General features: G+C 73.3%; 12 protein-coding genes. 5 read left to right on the forward strand and 7 right to left on the reverse strand.

The annotated features are described in order from the left end of the window. Window positions 1-174 precede the first annotated feature (174 nt). Window positions 175-1,671, forward strand: coding sequence for a hypothetical protein (locus tag ACLBX8_RS28065; RefSeq protein WP_447716171.1), 1,497 nt, complete (start codon window positions 175-177; stop codon window positions 1,669-1,671). A 60-nt stretch (window positions 1,672-1,731) separates the two neighbouring features. Next, entirely contained in the window at window positions 1,732-3,054 is a 1,323-nt protein-coding gene (locus ACLBX8_RS28070) for an HlyC/CorC family transporter (protein WP_447716172.1), read from the forward strand. A gap of 60 nt (window positions 3,055-3,114) precedes the next feature. On the opposite strand, the gene ACLBX8_RS28075 is transcribed toward ACLBX8_RS28070, so the two are convergent. Continuing rightward, window positions 3,115-4,503: an aminotransferase gene (locus ACLBX8_RS28075; protein WP_447716173.1), complete on the reverse strand. Its 1,389-nt coding sequence runs from the start codon at window positions 4,501-4,503 to the stop codon at window positions 3,115-3,117. A gap of 146 nt (window positions 4,504-4,649) precedes the next feature. Here ACLBX8_RS28075 and ACLBX8_RS28080 point away from each other — a divergent pair, with 146 nt between their 5' ends. Continuing rightward, window positions 4,650-5,183: a hypothetical protein gene (locus tag ACLBX8_RS28080; protein WP_042671766.1), complete on the forward strand. Its 534-nt coding sequence runs from the start codon at window positions 4,650-4,652 to the stop codon at window positions 5,181-5,183. 30 nt (window positions 5,184-5,213) lie between these two features. Here the strand turns inward: ACLBX8_RS28080 and ACLBX8_RS28085 are convergent, their stop codons facing one another. Continuing rightward, on the reverse strand, window positions 5,214-5,474 hold the full coding sequence (locus tag ACLBX8_RS28085) for a DUF6894 family protein (RefSeq protein ID WP_042671770.1): 261 nt from the start codon (window positions 5,472-5,474) through the stop codon (window positions 5,214-5,216). A 224-nt stretch (window positions 5,475-5,698) separates the two neighbouring features. Here ACLBX8_RS28085 and ACLBX8_RS28090 point away from each other — a divergent pair, with 224 nt between their 5' ends. Beyond that, on the forward strand, window positions 5,699-6,190 hold the full coding sequence (locus ACLBX8_RS28090) for a glutathione peroxidase (RefSeq protein ID WP_132366862.1): 492 nt from the start codon (window positions 5,699-5,701) through the stop codon (window positions 6,188-6,190). A gap of 12 nt (window positions 6,191-6,202) precedes the next feature. Here the strand turns inward: ACLBX8_RS28090 and ACLBX8_RS28095 are convergent, their stop codons facing one another. The 4 genes from ACLBX8_RS28095 to ACLBX8_RS28110 form a co-directional block, all read right to left on the reverse strand. After that, window positions 6,203-6,523, reverse strand: coding sequence for a hypothetical protein (locus tag ACLBX8_RS28095; protein ID WP_331298521.1), 321 nt, complete (start codon window positions 6,521-6,523; stop codon window positions 6,203-6,205). Between the two features lie 138 nt (window positions 6,524-6,661). Then, on the reverse strand, window positions 6,662-7,453 hold the full coding sequence (locus tag ACLBX8_RS28100) for an ATP12 family chaperone protein (RefSeq protein ID WP_447697471.1): 792 nt from the start codon (window positions 7,451-7,453) through the stop codon (window positions 6,662-6,664). A 46-nt stretch (window positions 7,454-7,499) separates the two neighbouring features. After that, the gene (locus ACLBX8_RS28105; protein ID WP_020093660.1) at window positions 7,500-8,165 is read right to left on the reverse strand and encodes an HAD-IA family hydrolase; all 666 of its coding nucleotides are present in this window, start codon (window positions 8,163-8,165) and stop codon (window positions 7,500-7,502) included. A 70-nt stretch (window positions 8,166-8,235) separates the two neighbouring features. Beyond that, window positions 8,236-8,616, reverse strand: a complete 381-nt coding sequence (locus ACLBX8_RS28110) for a hypothetical protein (protein ID WP_447697470.1) — start codon at window positions 8,614-8,616, stop codon at window positions 8,236-8,238. Window positions 8,617-8,817: 201 nt separating this feature from the next. Between ACLBX8_RS28110 and ACLBX8_RS28115 the strand changes: the two genes are divergently transcribed. Further along, the gene (locus ACLBX8_RS28115; protein WP_447697469.1) at window positions 8,818-9,531 is read left to right on the forward strand and encodes an alpha/beta fold hydrolase; all 714 of its coding nucleotides are present in this window, start codon (window positions 8,818-8,820) and stop codon (window positions 9,529-9,531) included. Here the strand turns inward: ACLBX8_RS28115 and ACLBX8_RS28120 are convergent. Continuing rightward, the coding region (locus ACLBX8_RS28120; RefSeq protein ID WP_447716174.1) for an RluA family pseudouridine synthase at window positions 9,498-10,640 on the reverse strand (1,143 nt) is incomplete at its 5' end. The two genes, ACLBX8_RS28115 and ACLBX8_RS28120, sit on opposite strands and share 34 nt — an antisense overlap.

Below are 10,640 nucleotides of genomic sequence, written 5' to 3' on the forward strand. Positions count from 1 at the left end.
GCTCAGCGGCCGTGAGTTAGAGGCTGCGAGACTGTTCCGACATCCGGATCGACATCGGCGATAGACGTGATTTCTACAAAGACTGCCACGACATCGCCTCCCGATACCGTCATTCCCCCTGCACGCGACGCCGCGTCCCGGCGCTCGGGCGGGCGCTCGGGCCTGCGCTCCGGCATGCGCCTCGCGGCCCTCGCGGCGCTCTCGGCGCAGGCCGGATTCGCGCTGATCGGGACGCGCCCCGCCGAGGCCCGGCCCGCGGGCTACGAGGGCAGCGCCCCGAGCTGCTTCCTGACCGGGGGCGGCGCGCTGGAGATCTGCCGCGAGGGCTCGGAGGCCGAGGGCGTCCTCATCGCGCCGGCGCCCTGCGCCTTCGTGCGCGGCGTGCAGATCCTGCGGCTCGCCCGCTCCGAGGCGCCCGGCCCGCTCCAGGCCGTGTTCCAGGGCCAGACACCGGTGGCGTCCCGCCGGGACGAGCCGTGCCCGGAGCGGCGCGCCACCGACAGCCGCGACGGCGGCGCCCTGCGCACCGGCCGCACCTTCGAGGCCCTGGTCACGACGCTGCCGCCCTCGGCCGACCGGTTCTGGGTCGACCTGCCGGAGGAGCGCGCGCGGACGCGCGGCTGGTCCGAGCCGACACCGTCCGCGGAGGGCATCGGCCCGCGCGACCCCATCGCCGTGACGGGCCGGACCTGGGCCGGCGAGGCCTACAGCTACGTCTTCCTGCTCGGGCAGGAGCGCGTGGGCGCCACCGGCGGCGACGCGGCCGAGCCCGAGCGCCGCGGCCGGCGTCGGCGCCGGCGGGCGGAACCGGACGCGCCGGCGACGGGCCCGGCCGACGTCCGGCGCCGCGTCCAGATCGAGGCGCGCACCCTCGACTTCCAGACCTTCGAGATCCGGACCCGCACCGCCGACGGCTACGGGCTGGCATGGACGCCGTTCGAGGCGGGCGCCGGCCGCGGCCGGCGCGCCGACCCGCCCGTCCCCGCCGCGGTGGTCGACGAGGCGGGCAAGCCGGTCACGTCGGCCTGCACGGCGCCGGCCTTCGAGACCCACGGGCTCGCCGGCTCGATCAGCGTCGTCGACCGCACCTATCACTACGTCTACACCGACGTGCTGCCCGAGGATTGCGGCCTCGCCCCCGAGAAGCGCCGCACCGGGCTGTTCCTGCGTACCGCGCAGGACCTGTCGGGGCCGAAGGTCTGGTCGACGGCGCGCAAGCTCGCCGGGCCGCTGCCGCCCGGGACCCTCGTGCGGGTGGCCCGCGCCAAGGGCATGCCGCGCTGGGCGGTCTCCTACACGTGCCAGCGGCCCGCCAACGCCCCGGGCGGTCCGGTGGCGGATATCTGCCTGCAGTACACGGCCGACATGAACCTCGACGGGATCGGCGCCCTCAAGCTCTACGCCGATCCGGTGGACGCGGGCCGCTCCGCCGCCTATCTCGGGCTGCGCTCGGGGGGCGACGGCAGCGGCCGGTACGACCGCAGCGCGCATTTCTGGATGACCGACGCGGAGGGCAACCTCGACACGCCGGCGATCTACCCGAACAAGGCGGGCTTCCTGACCTGGCTCGACCGGCTCGCCCCGACCGCCTCCGGGCGCGACGCGTCGAGCCTGTACGGGCGGCCCGTCTACTGGGGGACGTGGACGGTGCGCCCGATCGGCGCGCAATAAGTCGCAGGAGGCGCTATATGGGCGGCCGACAAGCCGCGCGAGGCGTGCCTGACGGACCCGATGGAAACCCATATCGACCTGTGGTTCGCCGCGAGCATCGTGGCGATCTCGCTGCTGCTCTCGGCCTTCTTCGCGGGCGCGGAGACGGCCTTCACGGCCGCCTCGCGAGCCCGAATGCACGCCCTGGAGCAGGCGGGCGACCCGCGCGCCGCGATCGTCAACCGCATCCTGGCGATCCGCGAGCGCTTCATCGGCGCGATGCTGATCGGCTACAACATCGTGGCGATCGGCGCCTCGGCCTTCACCACCAGCGTGCTCACGGCGCTGTTCGGCAAGAGCGGCGTCATCTACGCGACGGTCGGCATGTCGGTGCTGGTCATCGTCTTCGCCGAGGTGCTGCCGAAGACGCTGGCGATCTCCAAACCCGACAAGGCCGCCCTGCTCACCGCCCGCCCGGTGGCCTTCGCGGTGGCGCTGATGGGCCCGCTGGCCATCGCCATCGAGCACGTCGTGCGGGTGATGCTGAAACCGTTCGGCGTCACCATCGGCGAGCACCAGTCGATCCTCACCGCCGCCGAGGAGTTGCGCGGGCAGGTGGCGCTGATGCACCGGGAGGGCGGCGTCGCCAAGGCCGAGCGCGACATGCTGGGCGGCCTCCTCGACCTGTCGGACCTGTCGGTCTCCGACGTGATGGTCCACCGCACGAAGATGCGGGCGATCGACGCCGACCAGCCCTCCGAGGACATCGTCCGGGCGGTGCTGGCCTCGCCCTACACCCGCATGCCGCTGTGGCGCGGCACGCCCGAGAACATCGTCGGCGTCCTCCACGCCAAGGACCTGCTGCGGGCGCTCGACGCCGCGGGCGGCGACGCCTCCGGCCTCAAGGTCGAGGCGCTGGCCCTGGAGACGTGGTTCGTGCCGGGCACGACGTCGCTGCGCGCCCAGCTCAAGGCCTTCCTGACCAAGAAGACCCACTTCGCCCTCGTGGTCGACGAGTACGGCGAGGTGATGGGGCTCGTGACCCTGGAGGACATCCTGGAGGAGATCGTCGGCGACATCGCCGACGAGCACGACGTCACCGTCTCGGGCGTGCGCCCGCAGGGGGACGGGTCGGTGAACGTGGACGGCGGCGTGCCGATCCGCGACCTGAACCGGGCCATGGACTGGGACCTGCCCGACGAGGAGGCGACCACCATCGCCGGCCTCGTCATCCACGAGGCGCGGACCATCCCGGACCAGGGCACCGCCTTCAACTTCCACGGCTTCCGCTTCCAGGTGCTGCGGAAGGCCAAGAACCGGATCACCACGCTCCGCATCACGCCGCTGACCGCGGCGGGGATCCAGGCCGCCGCGCTGCCGGACGCGCCGCGCGACGCGGTGTGACGGCGGCAGGCGACCACCGCGGCCGGGGTCCGCGCCCGCGCAGCGACGCGCGGGGCGGTCTCAGCCCGGCATCGCCTCCAGCCCCTCGGCGCGGATCCAGTCGCGGGTGCGGTCCAGCGCGCGGCCGAGCCGGTCGAACAGAGCGTCGATCTCGTCCGGCGCGATGATCAGCGGCGGGCAGACGGCGACGCGGTCCCCGGCAAGCGCCCGCACGATCAGCCCCTCGCCCTGCGCGAAGGCGACGCAGCGGGCGGCCACGCCCTTCTTCGGATCGTACTGCCGCTTGCTGGCCTTGTCGGCGACGATCTCCAGGCCGCCGATCAGCCCGAGGCCGCCGGCCTCGCCCACGATGTCGTGCCCGGCGAGCGCCGCCAGACGGCGCTGGAACTGCGGCGCCTTCTCGGCCGCGCCCTCGATCACCCGGTCGCGGCGGTAGATCTCGATCGCCTTCAGGGCCACCGCGGCGGCCACCGGGTGCCCGGAATAGGTGGTGCCGTGGCCGAAGGTGCCGATCTTCTCGCTCTGGCCGATCAGCGCCTCGTAGAGCGGTTCGTCGATGCTCACGCCGCCGAGCGGCATGTAGGCCGAGGTCAGGGCCTTGGCGAAGGAGATCGAATCGGGCCGGGCCCCCAGCGCCTCGCTGCCGAACCACGTGCCGAGCCGGCCGAAGCCGCAGATCACCTCGTCGGCGATGAAGCGGACGTCGTACTTGGCCAGCACCGCCTGGATCGCCGCGAAGTACCCCCGCGGCGGCACGATCGCGCCGCCCGCGCCCATCACCGGCTCGGCGATGAAGGCCGCGACCGTCTCGGGTCCCTCGCGCAGGATCGTCTCCTCCAGCTCGGCGGCGAGGCGCGCCGCGTAGGCCTCCTCGCTCTCGCCCGGCTCGGCGCCCCGGTAGTGGTGCGCGGGCGAGACGTGCAGGAAGCCCGGCAGCGGCAGGTCCCAGTCGGCGTGGTTCGCGGCGAGCCCGGTCATCGAGGCGCTCGCGACCGTGACGCCGTGGTAGCCCTTCTGGCGGGCGATGATCTTCTTCTTCTGCGGCCGACCCAGGGCGTTGTTGTAGTACCAGGTCAACTTGACCTGCGTGTCGTTGGCCTCCGACCCCGAGGAGGTGAAGAAGATCTTCGAGGTCGGGACCGGCATCAGCTCCTTCAGCGTCTCGGCGAGCTCGATGCCCGGATCGTGGCTGCGGCCTGAGAACAGGTGCGTGAAGGGCATGCGCGCCATCTGCGCCCGGGCCGCCTCCACGAGCTCCGCGTTGGAGTAGCCCAGCGCCGTGCACCACAGACCGGACATGCCCTCGATGTAGGAGCGCCCCTCGGTGTCGTAGACATGCACGCCCTCGCCCCGTTCCAGCACCAGCGGGCCGGTCTGTCGGTGCGTCGACAGGTTGGTGTAGGGATGGAGGAGGGTTTCGACGTCGCGGGTCGCGAGGTTCGAGAGCATGGTTCGCAAGGTCCTCGTGCGCGGGTGACCGCCGCCACACTACCGACCCGATGCCCCGTCAGGTAGCCCGGAGGATCCGCGTCCGGCCGTTGCCGGACGCATGCCGCCAGCGCTACTCCAGCACCGCCCCTCGCCGCGCCCGACCGATGCTCAATCCGGAAGCCTACGTCGCCCAACCCGCCCCCGGCCGCGCCTGCGGCGCCTGCACGCTGTGCTGCAAGGTCTACGACGTGCCCGCGGTCGAGAGCGTCGCGGGCCAGTGGTGCCGCCATACGAAGGCCGGCCAGGGCTGCGCCATCCACGCCACCCGCCCGGACCATTGCCGGGCCTTCCACTGCCTCTGGATGACGGAGGGATGGCTCGGCCCGGAATGGAAGCCGGACCGCGCCAAGATGGTGCTGAGCCTCGATCCGCTCACCCGCAACATGAACGTGCAGGTCGATCCCGGACAGGCGAACGCGTGGCGGCGCGAGCCCTATTACGGGCAGCTCAGGCGCTGGGCCGTGGCCTCGGTGCCCCTGCGCCGGCACGTGCTGGTCCACGTCAACAAGAGCACCACCGTCATCCTGCCGGACCGCGACGTCAGCCTCGGCATCGTCGGCGCCGACGAGCGCATCGTCACCACCGACCGGATGACGCCCCAGGGCCCGAGCTTCGACGTCCGGAAAGTGCCGGCCTGAACCGGGCGACCGGCCGGACCCGGGGCCGGCTCAGCGCTCGGTGCCGGAATGCCGCCGCATGACCGGGGATTCGACCACCAGGAACGTCATCTGGAACAGGATCAGCCCCGTCTGGTCCGTCACCTCGATCCGCCAATCCTCGCCGAGGGCGATGCGCTGGGCGTCCTGCTTCAGGATGTCGCCGGCGCGCCGGACGGCTTCGAGCCGGGCGGATTGCCAGTCCGGCAGCTCCGTTCCCGCGCCGTCCAGGATCGTGGATCCGTCGTGTATGTTGAAGTGATAGCGCGGCATCCACACGTCCCGGTCGGGTCCAGGCGGGGGATGCGAGTACCCCTCACTCGCGGCCGTGCCGAGTCTCGTCGCCGCGATTGACGGACTCGTTACGCCACGCGCGCCGGCTCGGCCATATACGGGGTTAGAGTCGCGGCCGGGATCGCCGGGCCGCGCCGCGGGCCGACGCCATGTCGCGACGCGCGAGCCTTGCGGATCCGGCCGGTTTGCCCGAGTGATCGGCCATGACGACCGTTCACGATTTCAGCGTCTCCGCGGCCGACGGAACGCCGTACCCGCTCGCGCAGCACCGCGGTCAGGTGCTGCTCATCGTGAACACGGCCTCCCGCTGCGGTTTCACCCCGCAATACGAGGGGCTCGAGGCGCTCTGGCGCCGGCACCGGGATGCGGGCCTGACGATCCTGGGATTTCCCTGCAACCAGTTCGGCGCGCAGGAGCCGGGCGACGCCGCCGAGATCGCGAGCTTCTGCGCGCTGCGCTACGACGTGAGCTTCCCGGTGCTCGCCAAGGTCGCGGTGAACGGGTCGGGCGCCGATCCGCTCTACGCCCATCTCACCCGGGCCCGGACCGGGCTGTTCGGCACGCGGGCGGTCAAGTGGAACTTCACCAAGTTCCTGGTGGGACGCGACGGCCGGGTCGTCGCCCGGTTCGCACCCGGGACGAAGCCCGCGGCCCTGGAGGCGAAGATCCAGGCTGCCCTGGCCGAGCCCGCCTGAGCCGCGCCCGCGTCAGACCGCGTCGAGATCCGCGGCCTCGGCGGAGACCGCGCGGCGCGCGTCGATCCGTTCGCGCACGCGCAGCACCGTCCGCAGGGGCGCGATCGGGAACGGGCGCACCGACTCGCGCAGGATGCCCGCCAGGAACCGGATCTCGGCAATCTTGCGCAAGGTGAGAGCGGGCGCGCCGGCGCCCTGTGCTCGGCGCTCGAGGTCCGAGAGGGCGTCGAACAGCGCGTAGCGCCCGTCAAGATCGCGGGAAAACTGTTTCGACGCGATCAGATTGGCCAGTTCGCCTTCAAAACTGCAACGGACAGGCTGATCGGAACGCATCGTCGACTCGAACACAATGTGCGTCGAACCCTAAAACAGTGTTCGCGCTTTGTCAGCCGCCGACGCGGGGCGGGCGCCGCGAATGCGGGATTGTTGCGCAATTGCATCTGCGCGACCGCGCCGAGTCGCGGCCCGGGCTCAGCCGCCGGCCGCGACGAACGCGGCGGCCGCCTCGAACTCCGTCCGGCGCGCCTCGAGGCGGGCCTCCGCCTCGGCGTCGCGCCCCCAGACGGCGGCCTGATAGGTCTCGTCCACGTGGGCCGCGGCCCAGGCCTCGGCCGGCGTCAGCCGGCCCTCGAGAACCGCCAGGGCGATCAGCAGGGAGCCGGTCAGCGTGGTCAGGGTGTGCAGGCCCGCCAGCCGGAACGGGTCGGTCACCGCATTCACCGCAGCGGAGAGCGCCTGGATCGTGTCGGCCGGCTGCGCGACGTGCATGACGCCCTCGCTCAGGATCACCCGCGCACCGAACGCGTCCCGTGCCCAGGCGAGGATCGGATCCCAGGCCTCCGCCTGGGCCGCCACGAGGCGCTCCGGATCCCCGGCGCGGTAGGCCACGAGATCGGTGCCCGCGTAGGCGCAGAGATCCGCCGCGACCTCGGCGAGGCGGGGCGTGACGCCGTCGATCGCCGTGTTGGCCAGCCGGGTCAGGGGCATCCGCGCGGGGTCGATCGCCGTGTCCTGGGCCTGCCACTCCGCCGCGACGCGCTCGGCCAGGGTCCGGCTGGGGAGACGCAGCGGGTTGCGGGCCGGCGTGTTGGCCGGACGTCCGTCCAGGGTCAGCCGGAACCCGTCGTCATCCTCGGAGAAGCCGGCTTCCTTGTAGAAGCGGTGGGGCAGGGTCGGCTTGGCGTGGCCGCGGGCGGCCCGGACCGGATCGGGCCTGTCACCGTCGCTCGGTTGCCCGAGCCAGTCTGTCGTCTGATCGCTCATGGAGGCGAGATAGGCGCTTCCGGCCCCGCGCGCGAGCCTCCCGCGATCAGGAGCCGGTCGCGAGCCCCTCGAGGAGCAGCGCCTCCAGCGCGGCGGCACTCGGGACCACCGTCACGGCCCCGGCCCCGTAGAGCGCGTCCGGCGGATGGTAGCCCCAGGCGACCCCGACGGCCGTCGCACCGGCCGCCACGCCCATGGCGATGTCGAAGGTGGTGTCGCCGACCATCACGGTGGCCTCGGGCTCGCAGCCGGCCTCGCGGATCGCCTGCTGCAGCATGGTCGGATCCGGCTTCGACGGCGCGTCGTCGGCGCTCTGGGTCGTGGCGAACCAGTCCGCCCAGCCGTAATGCGCGATCAGCCGGTCGACACCGCGCCGCGACTTCCCGGTGGCGAGGCCGATCAGCACGTCGGAGCGCCCGTGCAGCCGGGTCAGCAGGTCGGCCATACCGGGGAACAGGGGTTCCTCGTGGGCGGGGTCGAGCCGCAGGCGGTTGTAGGCCTGCTTGTAGCTTTCCGAGAGTTCCGCGACCGGGCCGTCCTCGCCGACGAGGCGCCGGAAGGCCTGCGGCAGCGACAGGCCGACCACCGACAGGGCCTCCCGCCGTCCGGGCGCCGGCAGGCCGTTCTCCGCGAACGCCACCTCCTGGGCCGCCACGATCAGGTGCTGGCTGTCGACGAGGGTGCCGTCGACGTCGAAGACGACGAGCCTCATCGCGACCGACGCGCAGGAAGTCGCGCCGCGAGCCGCCCCGACGGCGCGGGTGAAAGGAGGCGGGTCCCCGTCACGGCTTCCGGCCCGGCTGGGCCGGCGCGGCCGCGGCGGGCTGGCCGCCGGGGATCCGGGTCCGCTCGTAGCCGAGCCGGCACCGGATCAGGAAGCGCCGGCGCTTGCCGCCGCGCAATCCGCGCTGATGCGAGGCGCGGTTGCAGGCCGCGTAGGAGCGCCGCCGGCGCTCCGCGCGGGCACTGTTGGCGGTGCGCGGGGCGGCCTGCGCGGGCGCAGCGCCCGGGGTGGGCACCGGGGCCGGATGCGGGGCCGCCGTCTCGGGGGGGTGGGTGCCGTTCGCCGTCGGCGCCGCCCTGGTCGTCTCGCCCGGCGCGGCATGCGCGATCGGCCCGGTGAGGCACAGGGCGGCGAGGCAGGCCAGCATCGCGAGCTTCATGTGTCAGGGTCTCGAACCGCCGGGAACAGGCCCCGCGGCGGATCGGCGGGGCGCGGGGCAGCATATGAGGCGGCGCGGCCGGTTGCCAAGGCATGCGCCGCGCGGGACGCCCGGACCGCACCCGACTTTCACCGGAGATGCCGCGACGCTGACGGACGCTCGCGTGACGGTTATCTGGGGGACGGGAAGGGTGATCCGGCGATGAACCTCGTGCTGCTGCCCGGCTTCATGACCGATGCCGACCTCTGGTCCGACGTGGTCGCGCGCCTCGCCGAGGTGGGGCCGATCACCCACGGCGACCTCGCGGGGGACGCCGCCATCGCCGACATGGCGCGCCGCGTCGTCGCGGAGGCGCCGCCGCGCTTCGGGCTCGTCGGCTTCTCCATGGGCGGCTACGTCGCCCGCGCGGTCGCCCGGCTCGTGCCGGACCGGGTGGAGGCGCTGGTCCTCGTCGCCACTTCGTCGCGGGCCGACACGCCGGCCCAGGCGCGCCGGAAGGCCGCCGCGGTCGCCCATATCCGCCAGCAGGGCTACCGGGGCCTCAGCCGTGCGGCGATCCTCCAGTCGGTGCACCCGGACCGCGCCGGCGACGGCGCCCTCCTGAGCCGGATCCGGCAGATGGGCGACCGGCTCGGCGGAGAGGTCTTCCTGCGCCAGGCCGGGCAGGCGCGCGAATCCGATGACGACCGCCTCGGCGCGATCGGCTGCCCGACCCTGGTCGTGGCGGCGGCCCAGGACGCCCTGCGCAGCCTCGACGAGGCGCGGGAGCTTCGCGACGGCATCCCGGGCGCGACGCTGAGGGTGATCGACGGGTCGGGCCACATGCTGCCGCTCGAGGCCCCGGACGCGCTGGCGGACGCGATCGTGCCCTGGCTGCGGGCTCAGGCCTCCGGAGCCTCGACGATCGGGTCGTAGCGGGCGGCGTCGAAGCCCAGGAGGTTCCAGCTCTGCGCCATGTGGGGCGGGAGCGGCGCGCTCACGTCGACCGGCTTGCCGGTCCGCGGGTGCGGGATGACGATCCGCCGGGCGAGCAGGTGGAGGCGGTTCTGGATGCCGCCCGGCAGCTCCCAGTTCTCGACGGAGAAGTATTTCGGGTCGCCCACGATCGGGTGGCCGATATGGGCCGCGTGGGCGCGCAGCTGGTGCGTGCGGCCGGTGACCGGCTTGAACGACAGCCAGGACAGCTTCTGGGCCGCCTGATCGACCATCGCGTAGTAGGTCAGCGCGTGGCTCGCGCCCTCGTCGCCGTGCTTGGCGACCCGCATCCGCGCGTCCGCGTCGGTGGGCTCCTCCTTGGCGAGGTAGGTCGAGACGCGCCCCTGCCGGACCCGCGGCACGCCCGCGGTGAGCGCCCAGTAGATCTTCCGCGCCGCCCGGGACCGGAAGCTCTTGGCCAGCGTCGCGGCGGCGAGCCGGGTCTTGGCGATGATCAGGCACCCGGCCGTGTCCTTGTCCAGCCGGTGGACGAGGCGCGGCTTCTGGCCGTCCGGCCCCGTGAGGGCGGCGAGCAGGCCGTCCACGTGCCGGACCGTCCCCGAACCGCCCTGGACCGCGAGGCCGAAAGGCTTGTTGAGGATCATCATGTCGGCATCCTCGTAGAGGATCAGCGACCGGATGAAGGCGGCGTCGTCCTGCTCGCGGGCGGCGCTGCGCGGCCGCTCGGTGGGCTGGTCGAGGCGCAGCGGCGGCACGCGCACGCTCATGCCCGGCTCCAGCCGGTCGTTCGGCTTGGCGCGCTTGCCGTCGACCCGCAACTCGCCCTTGCGGACGATGGTCTGCACGCGGGTGAAGGGCAGGAGCGGGAAGCGGGCGGTGAGGAAGCGGTCGATCCGCATCCCGGCCTCGTCCGGCTCGACGGTCAGGGTCTGCACGCCGGAGGCGAGGGTCGCGGAGGCGGCGGCGCGCTGCTCGCGCCGGGTCGGACCGGGCGCGGGGGCAGAGGCGAGGGCCGGGGAGGGGGCCGCCGAGCGCATGGCCGGCGGCCGGCCGCCGGGCTTGCCCGCCGCGGCGTCGCGCGGTGCGGC

Source organism: Methylobacterium sp. D48H (assembly GCF_053345715.1).